Below are 20,037 nucleotides of genomic sequence, written 5' to 3'. Positions count from 1 at the left end.
CCGTGAGTAAACTGCGAATTGGAATAATAGGAGCTGGTGGAATTGCACAAGCACGACATATACCTGCATTCCAACAATTAGCCGAGCAAGTCACAATTGAAGCCATTTGTGATGTGAATGAAGAAATCGCAAAGACTGTTGCAGAAAAATACCAGATTTCAAAGATCTATACGAACTATCAGGAAATGTTTGCTGAAGTGGATGCTGTTGTTGTATGTACCCCGAATAAATTTCATGCTGATATTTCAATTGCAGCACTTGATGCGGGTGTTCATGTGTTATGTGAAAAACCAATGGCGATGTCAGCAAAGGAATGTCAGGCAATGATTGATGCAGCCAAAGGTTCCGGAAAAGTGTTGGCGGTTGGATATCATTATCGTTTTCTAAAAGACTCACAGGCTGCAAAAAAGCTAGTTTTAGAGGATGAAATTGGTGAACCCATCGTTGCGAGGGTAAAAGCATTAAGAAGACGTAAGGTACCAGGGTGGGGTGTCTTTACTAATAAAGAACTGCAAGGTGGAGGAACCCTTATCGATTGGGGCTGTCACTTCTTAGATCTATCCTTATGGTTACTGGGAAATCCAGAGCCTGTTGAGGTAAGCGGTACAGCTTATAACCGCCTAAGTAAGATGCCAAACCAAGTCAATCAATGGGGAAGTTTTGATGCGGAATCCTTTGATGTGGATGATCATGTAACGGCCTATATTAAGTTTCAAAACGGTGCTTCGATGCTTTTTGAAACGTCATGGTCAGCCAATATTCCGCAGGATGAGGAAGGAGTTAGCATTTCGGGGGATAAGGGTGGGATTGATTTATTCCCACTTCAACTGAATCAAGCGAAGCATGGAATGCTCTTGAATACGGTTGCGAACTGGGTACCAGGTGAAGACTCTCCAGATATTCCTCAAGCGAAAAACTTTGTGGATAGTTGTTTAGGAATCGATGAACTAATCGTGAAACCAGAGCAAGCTTTACAAGTCTCCAAAATCATCGATGCCATTTATAAAAGTAGTGAAACAGGAAACAGCATTAAAATGTAGCGGGAGGGAAACAAAGAATGAAACTAGGTGTATTTACTGTATTATTTTCAGAAAAGAGCTTTGAAGACATGCTCGATTATGTAGCTGCATCTGGATTACACGCAGTTGAAATTGGGACGGGTGGATATCCAGGAAAGGCTCATTGTGATCTTGATGCCTTATTAGAAAGTGAAGAGAAACGAAACGAATATATGGAAAAAGTGACTTCACGCGGACTCCAAATAAGTGCGTTTAGCTGTCATGGAAATCCGATTTCGCCTGATCAAAAGTTTGCCGAGGAGTCGCACCAGGCTTTGGTGAAAACGATTAAGCTTGCTAGTTTACTAGATGTTCCTGTTGTAAACTGTTTCTCGGGAACTGCTGGAGACCACGAAGGTGCGAAATTTCCAAACTGGCCGGTTGTTCCATGGCCAAATGAGTATGGTGATATTTTAAAATGGCAATGGGAGGAAAAATTAATCCCCTATTGGAAGGAATGTGGTCAGTTTGCAAAAGATCATAATGTAAAGATCGGGCTAGAGCTTCATGGTGGTTTTTTGGTACACACCCCATATACGCTTCTAAAACTACGTGAGGAAACATGTGATGCCATTGGTGCGAACCTTGACCCGAGTCATTTATGGTGGCAAGGAATTGATCCTGTAGCGGCGATCAAGATTTTAGGTAAGGCAAATGCGATCCATCATTTCCATGCGAAGGATACATATATTGATCAAGATAACGTCAATATGTATGGGTTAACAGACATGCAGCCATATGGAGAGGTTCAAACGAGAGCATGGACATTCCGTTCTGTAGGTTGTGGTCATAGTTTACAAGAATGGTCGGATATGATGAGTGCCCTACGAACCTATGGATACGACTATGTCGTAAGTATTGAGCATGAGGACCCAATCATGTCCATTGAAGAAGGATTTTCCCGTGCTGTTCGAAATTTAAAATCCGTCTTACTCGCAGAACTACCAGGGAATATGTGGTGGGTGTAACGAGTTTTTATTAAATTAACCGCACACTCCTTGAGCACCTGCAAATGTTGAAGTTCAACGTATTGCAGGTGCTATTTCATATAGTGAATTCGACGATTTTTGGAATTTACGAGTTGACGGTTATACGATAGAAGGTATAGTAAAAGAAGAGGCAAATCCACAGAAATGTTAATATGTTTATACATAAAGGAGTATCTCATGACGATCATCGATAAATTAAACTTAACAAAGTATAAAAACATGGCTGTTCTCAATCAGCCGAGTGATTATGACGTATTTGCTGATTTTAAGACGTCATTATCTGAGGAACATGATGCTATTTTCATTTTTGTTGAAACAATTGAAGATATGGTCCAGCATACTCAGCATATCATTCATGAACATCACTTGCTTGAGAAAGGATATTTATTTTTTGCTTATCCGAAGAAAGGGAATAAGAGATATCCTACTTTTGTACATCGAGATGAAATATTTCCAGCCATGAATGTTGGAGAAGATGGTTATATACAGGGGAGTGATTTGAAATTTTCGCGAATGGTGAGCATGGATGATGTGTTTACTGTTGTCGGCTTAAAACAGGAGAAGAAGAAATCAAAAAAATCATCAGCTGCGAGCCAGAGTGTTGGAGACTATGAAAACAACGTAGGAGATATTGAAAAAATTTTAGTGGATCACCCAAGTGAACTGGTATTTTATCAAAAGTTAACACCCGGTTATCAAAGAGATTGGGCTCGTTATATTTTTTCTGCAAAACAACAAAAAACTCGTGAAAAGCGTCAGGAGCAAATGGTTGATATCTTATCACAAGGTTATAAAACGCTAGAGTTGTATCGTCAAAACAAGAAATAGGTTATGGGGAATATGAATCCCCTGGGCATTACTGAAATTATAAAACAAAGAGTCTTCACAAATGTTAGTAAACCAATGTTTGTGAGGACTTTTGCGTTTATTTGGAAAACAGATTCTCCTTTTTACTAGATTCAATCGTCTCAATAAATTTTTCGATGGTGGGTGTTAAGGAGGTGTCAGCTCTTCTGATAAATACCGTTTTGATTTTACTATATTGCTCTGGGACTTGATGGAATCGAATGAGACCATTCTTTTCCATTTGCGTCACCTCTGATTTTGGAACGAATGCAATGCCTAGTCCCATGGTCGTGCTGCGTAGGATGGTTTCTAATGTGCCGAATTCCATTATTTTTTTGGGTGATATATCTTGGTCCCGATACCATTCTGCTAGCCGTGCCCGGTATCCACAGCCTTTACTAAAGCATAAGATTGGTTCTTCGACTAACTCATCTAGACTGGAGACTCGATTATCGGAAATGAGGACGAGCTCTTCTTGGAACACTTCATGGGCTACAAGGTCAGGATGCAAATCCGATTCCGTAATAAACGCACCATCTAGCTTATGATGTAATACTTCCTCCACAAGTGTACTTGTTACCCCCGTAAATACAGACAAATCGACATCCTTATATTTTTTTACATAGCTAGACAAAATTTTAGGTAAATGAATAACGGTTTCGACTGTACCGATTTCTAATTTTCCTGAGGGTTCCCCATTGGATTGAACCGCTTGTTTCATTTCTTCTGTTAACGCAATGATCTTTTTACTATAGGTTAAGAGTTTTTTTCCTTCAGGTGTTAAGCTCATTCCGCGTCGATGGCGATTAAATAACGGAGTGTTCAGTTCATCCTCTAGTTTACGAATTCGGGATGTAATATTGGATTGCACATATTTCAAGTCTTTTGCCGCTTCTGTAATGGTTCCTTTTTCTGCAACCAATTGGAAAATCTCTAAGTCTTTAAATTCCATTTTTCAGCCTCCGTTCGCTATTATTCTATAGTTCTATGATATCACGAAAAGTGATGGTAGTTAATCATTATTATTCATTTTACAAGATATCAAAAAGGGGAGATAATCAAGATTGCTATTCATATAAGGGAGGCGTGAGGGAAAGTGAGAAATAATGTGTTATGGGGAGCTGTTTTATGTTTTGTTGCTGCGGTTTCTTGGGGTGCCATGTTTCCGGTAGCACATGCAGCTTTTAAGCATATTGATCCTTTTTATTTTACAATTATACGGTATGGAGCAGTTACCATTCTTTTGGTTGCGATGCTTTTATGGAAAGAAGGAAAACAGGCTTTTCGATTTGAAGGAAAAGGTCTGCCATTATGGTTTTTCGGGACAATGGCCTTTACGGTCTATAATCTGTTTATTTTCTGGGGAGAAGATTTATTGGGGGAACCAGGAGTCATGGTTGCATCCATTAATGAATCGCTTATGCCAATGATTTCGATTGTCATCGTCTGGATGTTATATAAAAAACGTCCACATTCATTTACTTTGGCCTGTGTAATTGTGGCATTAATTGGCGCGGTATTCGTGATTACAAAAGGGGATATTCAATCATTTTTAAGTGCAACGGACAATTTGATTCCGTCTATTCTTATATTCCTTGCAGTTGTTGGATGGGTTATTTACACAATGGGCGGAAGTAAGTTTAGTGATTGGTCTGTTTTGCGGTATTCCACACTAAGTTGTTTACTTGGAACGATAACAGCGGGTGTGGTTGTAGCAGTAGCAACTCTAATTGGATATGTATCGGTTCCAACAGAAGAAGAGATTACGGCAACAGCTCCGCATTTGCTGTTTATGATCCTTTTTCCAGGACTGATTGCACTACTTGGCTGGAACATTGGTGTCAGTATTTTATCGCCAATCAATGCCTTATTATTCATTAACTTTGTACCTGTTACGACCCTTTTAGTATCGATTTTTCAGGGCTACAACGTGACATTGTTTGATATTTTAGGCACTGTCTTTATCATTCTTTCACTTGTGGCAAATAATCTGTTTGTAAGACTACAAAAGAAAAAATATTTACCAAGTACTCAACCAAGGCTACGTCAACGTGCATCTTAACCGGTGCCTGACCTATGTTGCGCAAAAATTTTGCGGGTATGAGTAAAACAAAAGGCACCACTAGATTCATATCACTAGTGGTGCCTTTTTTGAACGTCGATAGTCTCCCAATGACTACCTTCATTAATGAATGTCTTGAATAACCTTTTCTAAGAATTTACCCATGCGTTTAACGGCTGGCTCTGAAAAATCAAAACTGACGCCAGTTTCTTTATAAATTTCTGCGATGGTTTGATTGTAATCCGCACTTGCCCCTTTTTTAAAGGATTCGATCGCTTGCTCTTGGTCTTTTTGATAATTCTCAAGCAATTGTAAAGCCCCAAGCATCGAGATTGAGTATTCAATATTATAGAAAGGAACTTCGAAGAAATGAAGGGTTCCCGCCCAGCTCATTCCGATTTCTTCCTCAAGCCCAGAAGTATCGACAGGGTTTAAGCCATAACGTTTTGAGATTTCAAAGAATTTTTCATCACGTTCTTTGGCAGTGTGAGTAGGATTTGTATACATCCAATGCTGGAAGAGATCTCCTGACAATGGTCCGTATAACATTGTAAATGCCCTTCTTAACTCTTCACGCTGTGCGCTCTTAAAATCTTCCTCATCTGGATAAAAACGATCCAGTTTATCCAACAAAAGCAATTCCATCCCATGAGAATACAGTTCAGCTACTTCCATTCGGTGCTGGTAGTCTTCAGTAGGCCCGTGCTCGGAAAACTGGAGGTATCCATTTACCGCATGGCCCATTTCATGAATTAATGCGATCAAAGAGAAAAAGGAAGGACTAAAGTTTGCAAACACAAAGGTATCCCCTGAAACAGGTAAGCCAGTACAGAAACCACCCGGGCTTTTTCCTTTCCGATCTCCAAGATCTAGTAACCCATTCTCTCTCATGTAATTGAAACGGTCTGCAAAGTATGAGTCGGTTTTCCCTAACATTTCAGAAACGCCATCCATAAGAGTAGACACCTCGGTGTATGGTGGGTTTTTCATCAATTTAGCGGTGTTGTCCCAAGGGCGATAGGTATCAACACCAAGTTTTGATTTAAAAACAGCCGCTAATCGATTCCAAGCTGGAATAATGTGTTTCTCTACATTTTCATGAAAGTCATAACAGTCTTGGACACTATACTCGCGGTTTTTGACCACAAACATATAATCACGATAATTTTCAAAGCCTGCATTTAAAGCGATTTGATGGCGTAGTTGAACGAGTTCATCCATAATGGCATCCATGTCAGACTTAATTTGACGAAAGGCGGAGCCCATTTTTTTATACGCTTTTTCTCGCACGCTTCTGTCAAGATTATCGAGTTGGGATTGGATAAACGGAAAAGGCTTTTCCTCGCCGTCCCATTCAACTGTTAATCCTCCCATAATTTCACTATACTTCGTGCAGAGCTCTTGTTCTTTTACCATTAATGGAATATTTTCTTCTCTGAACAGTTTCACTTTAGACTCGCGAACTTGTCGCATTAAGCCGTACCGTTTTTCATCCAATTGATGTACATAAGGAGACTCACAGAATTTCTCATTTAGTTTTGCTTCGTATTTCATTAAAAGTGGTTGAATGACTTGCTGATCGTGAAGATATGTCGACTTGATTTCTGCATCCTCGGTGTTCCGATAGAAGTCGACTTGGTGACCTGTCATCGCTTCCGAAATTTTAATCGTTAAATTCTTTTCATCTTTTAACCACTCTTCTAAATCGGAAACGGATTCAATTGGAACATTCAGTAAACTTTGAATCTGAGTTTCTAGTGCATCTACATCTTGTAGATCAATTAATTCTTTATAGTATGTAGGACGTACATCTTTTGTCATGGCTAATTCACCTACCCTTTTTTAATCTATCTTTCATTATATTATAGAATCCTAGTTCTTACATCTAACTTTTTCCAAAAAGAAGCAAGAGATGGTTTTCAAGATTTCTTTTTATGTACGTGAAAGGCTCTCCAGTAGGAAGCAAAGGTGTACCTTGAGAGGGAGAAAGATTCAAGAATTTGGTAACAAAATCAATCATAACATCGTCTAAACAGTAAAGGTAGGCTTTGAAGTTCATAATTGAATTGGGGGGATACAATGAAATTTCCTTTTTTGTTAGCAGCCATAATTACTCTGAGTTCCTGTGGGTGCTTTCCTGAAATCGTCCTCAAGAATTATTTCTTGGAGGTGGGAGTTTTTTTGTATAATAAATTAAATTAGAAAGGGGATTTAGTATGGATAACTTAGAAGTGGTGAGGAAATTTTATGATGAAACAGTAAATGATGAGTGGGAGAGACTCGAACGTCATAAAGTCGAGTTTGAACTTAACAAACGCTTTATGAACCGTTATATGAAGCCTAATGACAAGGTATTGGATCTCGGCGGTGGTCCAGGGAGGTATTCACTTTATCTTTCTGAACATGGCTGCGATGTAACATTAGCTGACCTTTCACAAAAGAATGTAGACTTTGCATTGAATAAAGCAAAAGAATTAGGATTCCCACTTAAAGGTTTGCAAGTTGATAGTCGTGATTTATCAACTATTGAGGATAGTCAATTTGACTATGTGCTATGTATGGGTCCAATGTATCATCTTAAGAGCGAGAAAGATAGGGCAAAAACTATTAGGGAATGTTTAAAAAAGTTAAAGCCAAACGGAATCATTTTTGTGGCATTCGTTTCTTCTTATGCGTTTGTTTGGGACTATCTAATACGTAACCCTGAATTTATTTTAGATAAAGAAAGGAAATCACAACTATATAAAATAGTCGATGATGGAGATTTTACTGGACAAGGGTTTTCAGAGAACTTTTTTATATCTCCTAAAAACGTACTTCCGTTTTTTAATCAATTTAACCTTGAAACACTTCATTTACTGAACAGCGAAAGCTTTTTATATCTTCGTGAGCCAGAACTACTTGAACAGCAACCCGAAGTAATAAATGCTTGGTTAGATTTAGCAGAAAAGGTATGTGAAAAAAAGGAATTACTTAGTTTAGCTGAACATATAATGTATGTCGGTAAAAAAACTGAATAAACCCTTTTCAAATTGCGTTTCTACAATAAGTAGAGGCGTTTTTTTCTTATTGAAGTAACGGGTCAGGTTAGTTCAATAAGCAGAAATGGATTTTTGTTAGTTTAAACTGGATATTTTACTTAATATTGGAACTTTTATACGTGTCAAACGTATTGAAGTTAAGGGGCAGGATTGTGCAATAAAGTTTTAAGTATGAAAGGTGATAAAATGAAACATTTTAAAGTAACTCTTGTTATAATCTCAATTTCTATCCTTTGCTACCATATTTTTAAATTATTCTACCTTTGGGCAGATATTCCCGAACGTATCGCAATACACTTTACTAACGACACTCCAGATAACTGGGGTCCGAAATACATCCTGTATATAATGCCTATTTTGGGTATTTTCATTTGGTTCCTTATTGGTTTATTAGTTAAAAAGCCAGAAAAATTGAACTATATCAATTTAACTGAAGCAAATAAAGAAATTCAGTTTTCAAAAACTGGAAAAGTAATGATACTGATTCAAAATCTTAGTTTTATATCCTTTATACTAGCTAACGAAGCATTGCTAAGATATTCAGTCGGAATCGATTCTAGTCTACCTTTTATAATCTCGCTTACTCTTTTGGCTATTTGTTTTATTGCTCCCATTTATCTTTTAATTTGGGCATCAACATTGAAATACTAGATATTACCTAAATTAATTCAATATATTATTGAACTAACGGGTAGCTATAGTTGAAGAAAACATACTGATAGCTATACGATTGCTGATAAAATTACAACAACCTTGTATTTGCAAGTGTGGGGCTCCTCTAGAGCTAGATGGGTTGATTATAGTAGTGGGAAAGAATTTGTGAAATATGGGACCAATTATTTGTATAATTTTGTAGAGTATATTGCCCAAAGGGATATTATTACTGTACTAGGGGAGTGCATAAGATTACAATGGGTAGCATAACGGAAACATTTAATAGTGTTTCGACCTCCATTTATTATTTTTAATATGGGAAATGAAAAAAGCTAACTCCAATAGTTCTATATGACTATTAAAGTTAGCTTTTTCTTATTTCATAGAGTCTGCTATCAAGATTAACTCTTCTCCGGGTAAACTTCCGCTAATTATTATTCTGGTCTTCAAATGATTAAAGAGTAGCCTACTTGTATGATCCTTAAATGTTAAAAGGGTGGCTTTTTCGCCTTTAATTGTAATCGTTTCTACCTTGGTATCTTCATTGTCAATTAGTAAAGTATTCCCCATGTCCTCGGCTCCTCCAATTTGTTGGATCATGAGTTGGTTGCTGAAATTTAATATAATCTCATTACTTGTTTCATTCTCCCCATAAACAACAGTGACATCTAACAGTTCGTATCCTTCAGGTAAATAAGTGGGGGTTAATATGTGGAATCCTGAAACTTCTTGTGCTTCAGATAAACTCATGTTTTCTTCTTTTGTTAGAGTGCCAATTTCTTGTAAAGAATTAGCAGACGGGAGTGGGAGACTATTTGACTCGCCTGTACTAATCGAATCTTGTATTTGGGTAATAGTGCCATTATCCTTTTGGAAATATTTAGTGATCCACCCGAAGGCATTACCTTGGCTATTTTCAAATGATAATGTCCCAACAATAAATGCTATTAATATGGAGGCAGCAACTAAGCCTGGTTTAAAAAACACCTTTTTCTTTTTATTTTCTTTTAATTCCTGCTGTATGTGTAACCATGTTTCCTCTTTTGAAGAAGGGGGCAAAGGGGCATTTTTATATTCAGATTTCATTGAATCCCTAAGAACATCATGCTTTAGAGAATCGTCGTATTTCATAATACTTCACCATCCATCTGCTGAGTAAAGTTTTTACCAATTAATATTTTTCTCAGCTCTTTTTTAGCGCGAAATATTCTAGATTTTACCGTACCTTCTTTAAGATTAAGTAACTCTGCTATTTCCTTCTCTTTTAATTCATGTATGTATTTTAATAGCAGAATCTCTCGGTGCTCTACACTAATCTCAGAAAGAACTTCTCCTACTTCTTTTAACATAAGCTTTACTTCAACTTCCATTTCAACTGGATTTGAATGGTAACTTTGATCATTTTCTAAATAGACGTCTTCTGTAGGGATTCCGTTCCACACTTTTTGTTTACGAATTAAGTCAATAGCTGTCCTCGACGCAATGGTGGATAACCAAGCACCCATTTTTGATCGATCTCTTAAACTATCTAAATCTCTAAAAGCTTTTATAAAAGTATCCTGAACAACATCTTGAGCCAAATACGGATCCCGAGTAATGAAATAAGCATCATGGTAGAGCCGATCATAAAATAAATCGTAAATGAGGCGGTATTCATCTTCTGAAGGTTTCTTCTTGGCGAAAAGCTTTTTTAACATGCAACTATACCTTCCTTACTATATATTCGTAAAAACATTGTAAAAATGGGTTTATTTTACTTTTTATAATAACATACCTCTACTGGAATTGAGGTATAAAGGAACCTTTTTTTTAATTAAATAATAGGGAGCTATTTTCATAGGATATACGTCTATATCACGTTCCAGGAAGGATTATCGCTTATTGGTGTTGAAGTTACTACGCTATTAGGACAGTTTTCTTTAGAAAGGAATAAGGGGAATGATATAGTTGGGGTTGATAAAATGAAACGGTCTATTCTTTTTCCAGGAATTGTATTGATTGTAAGTTTCATATCTGCAAGCTCTGATGATAAAAATGACAAGCAATCTTTAGCTTTGAAATACGAAACTCAGATTGAAGAGAAAGATTTAGAGATTAGTATGTTAAAAGATGAACTGATCCTTGTTAAGTACGAATTGGAGCAAGAGAAGAAGAACCGAGAGAAACTACAAATATTTGACCATAACGCAAGAAACATTATGAACTATATAGCGCAAAACGAATTCGATAAAATAAGAAGTGAATTTGATGTTGAACTTGAAGTTATTGATGGCAAGCTCTATTTTGATGAACTTGCTGATGCTCCAGTCGAACAATACTTTCCAACCGAAATTGCCGGATTACCCATGTATTTTAGCTTTTATAATCCGCAAAATGACTTTACTGAGGTCGGTTATTTTCTTTATGGTTACAACCAGTATGGAAGTGAAACAAAGTATGATATCCATTTTCGCTTTGGTAAAGAAGATGAATTTATGTATGTTGGCACAGAATAGAGGAATCGTTAATGAAACATTTTATGTTATCTTTCGTATATAAGCTAGGTTACTATTACAGAATTTTACAGCGGGGTATTGAGTTTGGACATTTTGACTGTTTTAGGCGTAACGGTAATCACGGGAGTATTAAGTATTATGGCTTTCTGCTTTTCATTTTCTAAGAAAGCAGAAGGGTTTTATGAGGAAACTAATGAAAGTCCAGATGCAACTGGCTTTTTTTAATCGTTGGATGGATTTTAATGGGGCTGCACAAACTATATAAAATAACTTTCGGAGTCATCATCCTATAGCTCTAAGAATTTCGTTATTCATTTTTGGCGTTATGTTTATGGTGATGGGTATAGGTATTTGGTTTTTGGTTTAATAAATTAAACGAAAAAAATAGTTAGGGGATAGGCGATGAAACCGCGAATTTCAGTTATCACGTTGGGTGTAAATGATTTGGAAAGGTCTTTAAAATTTTACAGGGACGGACTTGGGCTACCAACAACAGGAATAGTCGGTCAGGAATTTGAGCACGGTGCTGTTGCATTTTTCGATTTACAATCAGGGTTGAAACTCGCCATTTGGAGTCGGAAGGACATCGCTCATGACACAGGCATAGAACAGACTCCAATTAGTCCCACTGATTTCACGATTGGTCATAATGTAGGGAGTAAAGCAGAGGTAGATACGGTAATGGAACAGGCAAGGAAAGCTGGTGCAACTATTACAGTTCCAGCACACGATACCTTTTGGGGAGGGTACTCTGGATACTTTCAAGACCCAGACGGACATTTGTGGGAAGTAGTTTGGAATCCAGATTGGGAATTTATTGAGTAAGGTTAAACATTCTTCAACATGTGCGATTGCTGACAAGGCAGTCGTTTTTTTGTGTGATTGAAGCAGGAAATTCGGTAGATATCTGGAATATTATGTTAATGTGGATTGTGTGTTGAGAGGGGAAAACTAGATGAATATTTTTATTATGCTACCCGCAATAGTAGTAATGATAGGTTTATATTTCATTACAATCGGCTTGTGGGAACTAAGAGCAGGTGTAGATCGAAAAAAATACGTAACCTATATGTTTACAGGATTAGTTTTACTATTGCTTGTTCCAACATTATTTGGGCCTCTTTTAATGATGTTTTCAAACTAGCTTGGCTTTGTTTAAAAATTGTGGTGCCTGAACCTCGGTACGGTATGAAACTACAGTATTGGGGGCTGATACCATTTTTTTATGGTCAAAAATGCTTGGTATATATGAGGGTGTTTCCTTCCCTTTGGTGTGACAGAGTGTCATATTTTCATTGACAAATGACACTCTGTCATATAAAATTTTTACGATGTGACAAAGTGTCATATAACTTAACACGGCATGTCGGATTGAATATGATTTAAAGAAGTAGCAAATAATGACCTTTAATAGAAAAAAAGAGATTAGTTGGGAAAGAGGACTCAAAAATGGGTACAATGGCAGCGCAAAGAAGAACGAATGGACTTAAAAAGGTATTACGCGCAATATCGGTTATAATCGGGGCATTTATAACAGCATATGGACTGGAGGCAATACTAATTCCAAACAACGTCTCAGATGGCGGTGTGACTGGTCTAAGCATAGTTGGTTCAGAACTAATGGGAATACCTCTAGGAATTTTGATTGCTGTTCTAAATATACCTTTCATATTTTTAGGTTATAAACAAATCGGGAAAAGCTTTGCTATTTATTCTGTTATTGGCATTGCTTCATTAGCATATGGGACAAGCATTATGCACCACATTCCAACCATTATTCAAGGAGACACCCTGTTAGTAACCGTTGTTGGTGGTATTATTATCGGATTCGGTATGGGAGTCGCATTACGTAATGGTGGTGCATTAGATGGCATTGATATGTTAGCGGTATTACTATCCCGGAAATTACCGTTTGGAACAAGTGACCTCATTTTATTCTTAAACTTATTTGTTTTTATAGTAGTTTCAACCGTTTTTGGACTACAAGGGGCTTTCTTATCCGGTATTGCTTACTTTATTGCGTCTAAGGTGATCCATACTGTTGAGGAAGGCTTAAGTGGTTCTAAAACCTATAAAGTTATAACAAGTCAACCCGAATTAATGGTAGAAACGATACGGGATCGTTTAGGTCGAAGTGCAACATACAATATAGTTGAAGGCGGTTATTCAAATGAGCAATTCAAAGAAATTACTTGTATTATTAACCGTTTAGAGGACAGTAAAATGAAAGAAATTATTTACGAAATAGACAAACAGGCCTTTGTTGTTGTATATGACGTTTCGGAAGTAAAAGGAGGCAACTTTAAGAAAAGAGATATACATTAATGCAAAAACATCCCGATTGTGTCCGAAGTCGCGGCATCTTCAGACAAAGGAAAGCCAAAACATCGTGGTTGTGTCCGAAGTCGCGGCATCTTCAGACAAAGGAAAGCCAAAACATCGTGGTTGTGTCTGAAGTGGTGGCATCTTCAGACAAAGGAAAGCCAAAACAAAACATCGTGGTTGTGTCTGAAGTCGCGGCATCTTCAGACAAGGGAAAGCCAAAACATCGTGATTGTGTCCGAAGTTGTAGCATCTTCAGACAAAGGAAAGCCAAAACATCGTGGTTGTGTCCGAAGTTGTAGCATCTTCAGACAAAGGAAAGCCAAAACATCGTGGTTGTGTCTGAAGTCGCGGCATCTTCAGACAAAGGAAAGCCAAAACATCGTGGTTGTGTCTGAAGTCGCGGCATCTTCAGACAAAGGAAAGCAAAAACAACGTGGTTATGTCTGAAGTCGAGTAACTCCTTTAATAATAGAATTTACTTCACACAGCAAACACGCTGTTGCATCTTCAACTTTGCATCGAACAGTAATTCACCGACGATATCACACCTATTTTCACAATCACATTCTCATGTACTACAAGTATTGTCACACCTCCAAAAAACGGATGTGAGTTTTAATTATTTTTTTATAAAAACTGCATTAAACCTTACTATAACTAGAAAATTAAAGCGTGAATTCGTATGTGAATTCACGCTAAAAACCGTATTGTGATTTACTGTTTTGCACCCTGAATCGGAACCCGTTAATAATGTTGCTTTGGCTTCTTTTTTTAATTATAAAAACATTTTTTCTAATTCGAGGGGTTCGACATATTCGCCGTCTTTGTATGCGCGCATGTTTCCGCCAGAGATTTCATCGATCAGCACGATTTGTCTGTTCTCGCCAGTACGTCCGAATTCAAATTTGATATCATACAGCTCAATACCCTTCTTTGCAAGTTCATCCTTGACAATCCCGGCAATTTGTTGGGTAAGGTCTTTTAATATTTGATATTCTTCTTTAGACAAGATGCCAAGCATGTCCAAAGCGTCTTCACTGATTGGAGGATCTCCACGACCGTCATCTTTTAAGGTCACTTCCACAAAAGCATCCAAGGCTTGTCCTTCTTCAGCATATAAGCCATAGCGGCGTAGAAAGCTGCCGACAGCACGGTATCTACAAATGACTTCAAGCCCTTTACCGAATACTTCGGCCGGTTTGACTGTCATGGTTGCTTGTGCGATATCAGCGTCAATATAGTGAGTTGGAATCCCTTTTTCATTTAATCTCTCAAAAAAGTATTTTGTTAGTTTTAATCCAGCACGTCCTGCACCTTCAATGGTTAACCCAACTGTATTTGCACCTGGATCAAAAACCCCATCAACGCCTGTGACATCGTCTTTAAATTGTAGTAAGTAATTTCCGTTCGGTAATTCATAGACATCTTTTGTTTTACCTGTGTACGTTAACTCCATGTCAATCCTCCTATGCGAATTCAATTACATAATAATCATAAATTTAAAATTATTGTCGAACAAGAGTAAATTCTGAAGTGTAGCGCTTACATTAAAAATATATTTATCGATTCGCCATTTGTCTATTTTTGTCGATTAACGTATAATTACCTGAATTTTCTAAAAAGATATTAAGTTTAAGAAGGATATAAAGGATATCAATAGAATATATGTGGTAAGGGGAGGGTGATATGATGAATCAATTTACAGATGTATTGGATGAAAAAACATTTGCAGGTTATCCACAGCAACCACATGGCGGCAAATTGGTGAATCGTGTTCTTGCGGGGAAAGAGCAAGAGGAAGCGATGGAAAGGGCCAAGCAGTTACCGATGATTATGGTGGATTTGGAGGCAGTCATAACACTTGAAATGATTGCAACTGGGGTATTGTCTCCTAACGAAGGCTTTATGGATGAGGAAGATTATAAGTCTGTTTTGACAAAAGGCCGCTTGAAAAATGGGGTCGTTTGGCCGGTGCCACTTAGTTTCGCACCAATTGGTGACCGGAACGCGCAGATAATTAAGACATTATCAGTAGGGGATGAGGTGGCTCTTGCTGATGAAACAAGAGTGCCAGTCGCCATTCTTACATTGACGGATATTTTTCACTATGATCGTGAATTCCGTGCAAACCATGTGTTCGGCACAACTGACCGCAACCACCCAGGTGTAGATTCAATCTATCGTCGAATGGGTGATACAGCCTTGGCGGGACCCATTACATTGCTCCGTCGAGCCCACTGGGGGCCATTTGAAGAGATTCGAATGGAGCCTAAGGATACTTGGAAGCTATTTTATGAGACGAAGAAGTTTAAGTCGGTGGGAGGATTTATTACAGGGGCCAATCCTTTACACCGCGGACACGAGTATATTCATCGAAATGCTTTAGAAGAATTGGAAGGTTTATTTGTTCAGCCGCTGGTAGAAATGGCAAAGCGTGAATATACACGCCATGAGTTCCGTGTATTGTCCTACCGAAGTGTGCTAGATACATATTATCCAAAGGAAAGAACGATTCTAGCACCATTGCGTGTTACCTATATATTTGCGGGACCACGTGAGGCCGTCCTTCATGCATTGATTATGAAAAACTACGGATGTACACATGCCCTAATCGGACGAGACCACGCCGGTATTGGTGATTATTATGACAAATATGCGAGCCATACCATTTTTGACGAATTTACACCAGCCGAATTAGGAATTGATATTCGTCTGTTCCATGAAGTGTTTTATTGTACACGATGTAGTGCGCAAGCAACTGAACAAACATGTCCACATGATGAGCAATACCGGATTAATATCTCGGGGACAGGAATTCGCGAGCTGTTACGCTATGGTGTGTTGCCACCAAAGGAAATTGTAAGACCAGAATCGGCTCGAATTGCCATGCAGGGCGTGCAGCCAAAGGGTGTAGACGAGAATCAAATGGCGATCTCACCAGTCGGAAAAACAATTAAAAGTATTTTCCCATATTATTTGACGAGGTCCGGAATCGGTGGTCCAACACGTAGAAAGCCTCTTGAGGTTGAGGAGCTTACGATTGAAGATTTAGAGAACGCTATCACGGATGCACGTGAAAATGCGGATAAAATTTATAAGGATATTTTCAAAGAGTTCAGTTATGTATCGGACACCCTTCGTACTGCACAGCCGGACTGGGTGGCATCTGCGAGGGAATCCATTCATCGACAACAAGAGATGGTGGTTGAGTATTTAGAAGAAAAGGTGGATAAAGCGCTAGATCAAGCTTCAGACGAATTCATGTACCAAGATAAGTCGGAAGCGATGCGTGAACTAGAAGTGGCAAGGAAAATCTTTGATGATATTCCGGCACCTTTACGTTCCGAAGATCTTCAATACCGGATTTGGAACCCACTGCCATATAAACGCTACAGGGGCAGTGATGAATAATTAAAATAAAAAATCACTCGCAAAATTGTGAGTGATTTTTTGTTATCTTATAAGTAATCTTTACGTAATTCCTCTGGTGACTTAGGAGAGATATAACTTGGCGCTACATCAAATACTGTTTTTGCACCAAATTGTTTTTCTTGGCTTAAGCGGTATGCAGCTCTTGCATATGCAACCAATACAGCCGAAGTAAACTCAGGATTACTATCTAGTTTTAAAGAGAATTCGTAAATTTGTTTAGTGCCTTCACTTGTTTCTCCACCGCGAATCACAAACCCACCATGTGGAGCCTTAGAGTGGTCACGATTCAATTCTTCTTCAGAAATAAAGTTCACTTCTGTCTCATAATCCGCGAAGTAGTTAGGCATTGTTTTAATTTCATTTTCAATAGCAGTTTTGTCTGCACCTTCTTCTGCAACCACATAGCAAACACGACGGTGTTTTTCAGCAGTTGTTAGTTCTGGATTTGAACCACTGCGAACTTTTTCCATCGCATCCTCAGACGGAATTGTATATTGGACACCGTTTTTAACACCTTCGACACGTCTAATTGCATCAGAGTGCCCTTGGCTAAGACCTTTGCCCCAGAATGTGTAATTTTCACCATTTGGTAAAATGGCATCCGCCATCACACGATTGATTGAGAATAGACCTGGATCCCAACCTACTGAGATAATAGCCGTTGTATTTTTTGCAGCTTCATTTACAGATTGGTAAAACTCTGGAATCTTTGCGTGTGTATCAAAACTATCTACAGTATTGAACATGCTAGCAATTTGTGGAGTTTGTTCAGGTAGATCTGTAGCAGAACCGCCACAAAGGAGCATGACATCAATTTTACCTTGATAATCACTTGCATTTGAAATATGTTCAGCTTTTACATTTGCATCCTCAAGCTTTAGGCTTTCTGGGGCTCTTCTAGTAAAAACTGCTACTAATTCCATATCAGGAGATTGTTTAATAGCTTGAATTGCACCTTTTCCAAGATTACCGTAACCTACGATGCCTAGTCTAATTTTGTTGCTCATATACATTTCTCCTTTACTTCCATTACTCTCAAAAAAATACGTTCTACCCTAAAGTTGCCAATTTCATGGGTCGCTCTTTTTATGATTTTTTTGATAATACTTATAATAATAGAAACTGCTCTATATTCCAAACATTTTCTTTCGGGGTTCGAAAATTTTTTTCATTTGTCTCCCAAATATTTATTGTGCTTTGTCTAAAAATTCTTTGATATTTCTACTCGCATTTCTTGTAAGAATTTACTCTGTGGATGATCAATGGTTCCTGGTATATCGGATGAAAAACCAACAAGTGTAATGATCCCGATTAATTCATTTAGATAGTTCAGGATAGGTAGAGCGACAGAAGACACTTCAGAAATCAAAGGCTCCTTTGCAAAAGCGATTTTTTCCTTTCGTATGGTTTGGGCTTCATCTAGATCTTCCACGATAGTCGATTGATAATTTTCTTTCCATTTCTTTGTTTTATGCTGCTCGGCAAAAAGGTTGAAAATCTTTCCGGCCGCAGAATAGGGTGGCAGTAACGTTCCAATCTCTGCACCGATATTTAAGATTTGATTGGAACGGGTGATTTTTGCAATCACAGGTCCATTAAAGGTTGGCACCGAAAATAGGGCTGTATTGTTTGTATGTTCACTAATCGATTGTAAATAAGGCGACATGATCGCAAGGACGTCTTGGTTGCCCATCGCTGTCATTCCGTATTGGATTAATTTTGAACCTAAGTGGTACAAACCGCTATTTTGATCGCGAAAAATTAAATCATCTTGGACAAGGGTATTGATATATTTATATAAATTACTTTTAGTTATGTTTGTCTCTTCTTGGATTTCGGTAATCTTTAACGGCCTTTTCGCTTTCGCTATTGCATCTAATATTGAAATTCCAATGCTTAAGGATTGAATGGTGTCTCTACTTTTTTTTGTTGTTTCCATTTCACTTCTCCTCTATTATCTGTAAAATTAGTTAATTTAAACAATTTAGACATTGACTTTATAAAAAATTCTGACATATAATTATTATATATAGTATAACCGATTATCACAATAGTGGAAAATATATATTGAGGTAGGTGGTTTTACTGTAAAACATGGTGTGCATTTTTCAATATAAATAGTGTGGAAATGTTCATTCGTGAAAAGGATCTATACAAAGAAAAACTCAACGAAAAGGGAGAATACAATGAAACTAATCACTTTTACGGCAAACGGTTTTACAAGAATTGGAGCACTGACAGACAACAATAAAGTCATCGATCTAAATTATGCTTATCAAGCCCAATTACAAAGTGAAGGAAAGTATCGCTTTAAGGAAATTGCAGAGGCATTTGTTCCGTCAGAAATGGAAGCGTTTTTACAAGGTGGTAAAGAAAGCATTGAAATGGCTAAGAATGCCGTTCATTTCGCATTAGAGAATCCAACTACATATAAACATCAACTCATATTTAATAAGGAAGACGTTAAAATCGAGGCACCATTGAATAGACCTGGGAAAATCTTTGCGGTTGGACATAACTACCGTGAACATATTTTGGAGATGGGTCGTCAAATTCCAACACACCCAGTGTTGTTTGCTAAGTTTGCAAATACCATTATTGGCCCACAAGATGATATTCCGTTCCAGCCGGTTTCAGAACAGCTAGATTATGAAGCTGAATTCGCATTTGTCATCGGAAAGCGTGCGAAAAATGTTTCGGAAGAGGATGCTCTCGATTATGTAGCAGGGTATACCGTTGCAAATGATGTGACATATCGCGATATACAACGACGCACCCTGCAATGGCTTCAAGGTAAAACAGTAGATGGAAGTTTGCCACTTGGTCCATGGTTAGTGACGGCAGATGAAATCAAAGATCCACAATGTTTGGAAATGGTTTTAACCGTTAATGGTGAAGAACGACAACGAACAAACACAGCAAACCAAGTGTTTACTGTAAAACGTTTAGTTTCCTTTTTATCACAATTAGTAACATTAGAGCCGGGTGATCTTGTGATAACGGGAACTCCTGGTGGTGTCGTTCAAGCAATGGATCCTCAAGTTTGGTTGAAGGACGGCGATGTTGTCCGTGTCGAAATTGAGCAAGTCGGCGTGTTAGAAAATACAGTAAGGAAAACGAGGGAGGAGTAGGAAC

19 protein-coding genes are annotated in these 20,037 nt (G+C 38.0%); 12 read left to right on the top strand and 7 right to left on the bottom strand.

All coding sequences use genetic code 11. The features are described from left to right. Positions 1-2 precede the first annotated feature (2 nt). From E1I69_RS15240 to E1I69_RS15230, 3 genes are all read left to right on the top strand, one after another. Positions 3-1,040, top strand: coding sequence for a Gfo/Idh/MocA family protein (locus E1I69_RS15240; RefSeq protein WP_136380430.1), 1,038 nt, complete (start codon positions 3-5; stop codon positions 1,038-1,040). Positions 1,041-1,057: 17 nt separating this feature from the next. After that, positions 1,058-2,026, top strand: coding sequence for a sugar phosphate isomerase/epimerase family protein (locus tag E1I69_RS15235; protein WP_136380429.1), 969 nt, complete (start codon positions 1,058-1,060; stop codon positions 2,024-2,026). Positions 2,027-2,224: 198 nt separating this feature from the next. After that, positions 2,225-2,875, top strand: coding sequence for a YdeI/OmpD-associated family protein (locus E1I69_RS15230; protein WP_136380428.1), 651 nt, complete (start codon positions 2,225-2,227; stop codon positions 2,873-2,875). A gap of 97 nt (positions 2,876-2,972) precedes the next feature. Here E1I69_RS15230 and E1I69_RS15225 read toward each other — a convergent pair whose 3' ends face one another. Next, positions 2,973-3,845, bottom strand: coding sequence for a LysR family transcriptional regulator (locus E1I69_RS15225; RefSeq protein WP_136380427.1), 873 nt, complete (start codon positions 3,843-3,845; stop codon positions 2,973-2,975). A gap of 144 nt (positions 3,846-3,989) precedes the next feature. On the opposite strand from E1I69_RS15225, the gene E1I69_RS15220 reads away from it, so the two are divergent. Further along, complete coding sequence (locus tag E1I69_RS15220; protein ID WP_136380426.1) at positions 3,990-4,955, top strand: DMT family transporter; 966 nt, start codon at positions 3,990-3,992, stop codon at positions 4,953-4,955. A 123-nt stretch (positions 4,956-5,078) separates the two neighbouring features. On the opposite strand, the gene E1I69_RS15215 is transcribed toward E1I69_RS15220, so the two are convergent. Next, positions 5,079-6,776 carry a M3 family oligoendopeptidase gene (locus E1I69_RS15215; protein ID WP_136380425.1) on the bottom strand — a complete coding sequence of 566 codons (1,698 nt, stop codon included), beginning with the start codon at positions 6,774-6,776 and terminating at the stop codon, positions 5,079-5,081. 395 nt (positions 6,777-7,171) lie between these two features. On the opposite strand from E1I69_RS15215, the gene E1I69_RS15210 reads away from it, so the two are divergent. Next, entirely contained in the window at positions 7,172-7,975 is an 804-nt protein-coding gene (locus E1I69_RS15210; RefSeq protein ID WP_136380424.1) for a methyltransferase domain-containing protein, read from the top strand. A 207-nt stretch (positions 7,976-8,182) separates the two neighbouring features. Next, the gene (locus E1I69_RS15205; protein WP_161974911.1) at positions 8,183-8,647 is read left to right on the top strand and encodes a DUF1648 domain-containing protein; all 465 of its coding nucleotides are present in this window, start codon (positions 8,183-8,185) and stop codon (positions 8,645-8,647) included. Between the two features lie 378 nt (positions 8,648-9,025). Here E1I69_RS15205 and E1I69_RS15200 read toward each other — a convergent pair whose 3' ends face one another. Both E1I69_RS15200 and E1I69_RS15195 read right to left on the bottom strand, forming a co-directional pair. Beyond that, positions 9,026-9,781 carry a DUF4367 domain-containing protein gene (locus E1I69_RS15200; protein WP_136380422.1) on the bottom strand — a complete coding sequence of 252 codons (756 nt, stop codon included), beginning with the start codon at positions 9,779-9,781 and terminating at the stop codon, positions 9,026-9,028. Continuing rightward, the gene (locus tag E1I69_RS15195) at positions 9,778-10,347 is read right to left on the bottom strand and encodes an RNA polymerase sigma factor (RefSeq protein ID WP_136380421.1); all 570 of its coding nucleotides are present in this window, start codon (positions 10,345-10,347) and stop codon (positions 9,778-9,780) included. The genes E1I69_RS15200 and E1I69_RS15195 overlap by 4 nt, the downstream gene beginning before the upstream one ends. Before the next feature lie 264 nt (positions 10,348-10,611). Here E1I69_RS15195 and E1I69_RS15190 point away from each other — a divergent pair, with 264 nt between their 5' ends. The 4 genes from E1I69_RS15190 to E1I69_RS15175 all read left to right on the top strand — a co-directional run bounded on the left by E1I69_RS15190 (position 10,612) and on the right by E1I69_RS15175 (position 13,470). Then, positions 10,612-11,145: a hypothetical protein gene (locus E1I69_RS15190; protein ID WP_136380420.1), complete on the top strand. Its 534-nt coding sequence runs from the start codon at positions 10,612-10,614 to the stop codon at positions 11,143-11,145. Positions 11,146-11,547: 402 nt separating this feature from the next. After that, the gene (locus tag E1I69_RS15185; RefSeq protein ID WP_136380419.1) at positions 11,548-11,970 is read left to right on the top strand and encodes a VOC family protein; all 423 of its coding nucleotides are present in this window, start codon (positions 11,548-11,550) and stop codon (positions 11,968-11,970) included. A 130-nt stretch (positions 11,971-12,100) separates the two neighbouring features. Beyond that, positions 12,101-12,289, top strand: a complete 189-nt coding sequence (locus tag E1I69_RS24620) for a hypothetical protein (protein ID WP_136380418.1) — start codon at positions 12,101-12,103, stop codon at positions 12,287-12,289. A gap of 314 nt (positions 12,290-12,603) precedes the next feature. Beyond that, on the top strand, positions 12,604-13,470 hold the full coding sequence (locus E1I69_RS15175) for a YitT family protein (protein WP_161974912.1): 867 nt from the start codon (positions 12,604-12,606) through the stop codon (positions 13,468-13,470). A gap of 775 nt (positions 13,471-14,245) precedes the next feature. Here the strand turns inward: E1I69_RS15175 and E1I69_RS15170 are convergent. After that, on the bottom strand, positions 14,246-14,926 hold the full coding sequence (locus tag E1I69_RS15170) for a phosphoribosylaminoimidazolesuccinocarboxamide synthase (RefSeq protein ID WP_136380416.1): 681 nt from the start codon (positions 14,924-14,926) through the stop codon (positions 14,246-14,248). 230 nt (positions 14,927-15,156) lie between these two features. Between E1I69_RS15170 and E1I69_RS15165 the strand changes: the two genes are divergently transcribed. Next, complete coding sequence (locus tag E1I69_RS15165) at positions 15,157-16,881, top strand: sulfate adenylyltransferase (protein ID WP_242634609.1); 1,725 nt, start codon at positions 15,157-15,159, stop codon at positions 16,879-16,881. A 47-nt stretch (positions 16,882-16,928) separates the two neighbouring features. Here E1I69_RS15165 and E1I69_RS15160 read toward each other — a convergent pair whose 3' ends face one another. Then, positions 16,929-17,909 carry a diaminopimelate dehydrogenase gene (locus E1I69_RS15160; protein ID WP_136380414.1) on the bottom strand — a complete coding sequence of 327 codons (981 nt, stop codon included), beginning with the start codon at positions 17,907-17,909 and terminating at the stop codon, positions 16,929-16,931. Between the two features lie 194 nt (positions 17,910-18,103). Then, positions 18,104-18,841 carry an IclR family transcriptional regulator gene (locus tag E1I69_RS15155; protein ID WP_136380413.1) on the bottom strand — a complete coding sequence of 246 codons (738 nt, stop codon included), beginning with the start codon at positions 18,839-18,841 and terminating at the stop codon, positions 18,104-18,106. A 247-nt stretch (positions 18,842-19,088) separates the two neighbouring features. On the opposite strand from E1I69_RS15155, the gene E1I69_RS15150 reads away from it, so the two are divergent. After that, the gene (locus tag E1I69_RS15150; protein ID WP_136380412.1) at positions 19,089-20,033 is read left to right on the top strand and encodes a fumarylacetoacetate hydrolase family protein; all 945 of its coding nucleotides are present in this window, start codon (positions 19,089-19,091) and stop codon (positions 20,031-20,033) included. Positions 20,034-20,037: the final 4 nt, after the last annotated feature.

The sequence above is a fragment of the Bacillus timonensis genome (assembly GCF_004799755.1).
GTDB classification, from domain to species: domain Bacteria; phylum Bacillota; class Bacilli; order Bacillales; family Bacillaceae_L; genus Ferdinandcohnia; species Ferdinandcohnia timonensis_A.
Note: the sequence above shows the minus strand (reverse complement) of the source record. Positions and strands in the feature narration are given on the sequence as shown.

What these genes read in the sequence shown, in the direction of transcription:
- E1I69_RS15235 (WP_136380429.1), top strand. Translation starts at nt 1,058, where the DNA reads ATGAAACTAGGTGTATTTACTGTATTATTTTCAGAAAAGAGCTTTGAA.
- E1I69_RS15230 (WP_136380428.1), top strand. Translation starts at nt 2,225, where the DNA reads ATGACGATCATCGATAAATTAAACTTAACAAAGTATAAAAACATGGCT.
- E1I69_RS15225 (WP_136380427.1), bottom strand. Translation starts at nt 3,845, where the DNA reads ATGGAATTTAAAGACTTAGAGATTTTCCAATTGGTTGCAGAAAAAGGA.
- E1I69_RS15215 (WP_136380425.1), bottom strand. Translation starts at nt 6,776, where the DNA reads ATGACAAAAGATGTACGTCCTACATACTATAAAGAATTAATTGATCTA.
- E1I69_RS15210 (WP_136380424.1), top strand. Translation starts at nt 7,172, where the DNA reads ATGGATAACTTAGAAGTGGTGAGGAAATTTTATGATGAAACAGTAAAT.
- E1I69_RS15205 (WP_161974911.1), top strand. Translation starts at nt 8,183, where the DNA reads ATGAAACATTTTAAAGTAACTCTTGTTATAATCTCAATTTCTATCCTT.
- E1I69_RS15200 (WP_136380422.1), bottom strand. Translation starts at nt 9,781, where the DNA reads ATGAAATACGACGATTCTCTAAAGCATGATGTTCTTAGGGATTCAATG.
- E1I69_RS15195 (WP_136380421.1), bottom strand. Translation starts at nt 10,347, where the DNA reads ATGTTAAAAAAGCTTTTCGCCAAGAAGAAACCTTCAGAAGATGAATAC.
- E1I69_RS15190 (WP_136380420.1), top strand. Translation starts at nt 10,612, where the DNA reads ATGAAACGGTCTATTCTTTTTCCAGGAATTGTATTGATTGTAAGTTTC.
- E1I69_RS15185 (WP_136380419.1), top strand. Translation starts at nt 11,548, where the DNA reads ATGAAACCGCGAATTTCAGTTATCACGTTGGGTGTAAATGATTTGGAA.
- E1I69_RS24620 (WP_136380418.1), top strand. Translation starts at nt 12,101, where the DNA reads ATGAATATTTTTATTATGCTACCCGCAATAGTAGTAATGATAGGTTTA.
- E1I69_RS15175 (WP_161974912.1), top strand. Translation starts at nt 12,604, where the DNA reads ATGGCAGCGCAAAGAAGAACGAATGGACTTAAAAAGGTATTACGCGCA.
- E1I69_RS15170 (WP_136380416.1), bottom strand. Translation starts at nt 14,926, where the DNA reads ATGGAGTTAACGTACACAGGTAAAACAAAAGATGTCTATGAATTACCG.
- E1I69_RS15165 (WP_242634609.1), top strand. Translation starts at nt 15,157, where the DNA reads ATGATGAATCAATTTACAGATGTATTGGATGAAAAAACATTTGCAGGT.
- E1I69_RS15160 (WP_136380414.1), bottom strand. Translation starts at nt 17,909, where the DNA reads ATGAGCAACAAAATTAGACTAGGCATCGTAGGTTACGGTAATCTTGGA.
- E1I69_RS15155 (WP_136380413.1), bottom strand. Translation starts at nt 18,841, where the DNA reads ATGGAAACAACAAAAAAAAGTAGAGACACCATTCAATCCTTAAGCATT.
- E1I69_RS15150 (WP_136380412.1), top strand. Translation starts at nt 19,089, where the DNA reads ATGAAACTAATCACTTTTACGGCAAACGGTTTTACAAGAATTGGAGCA.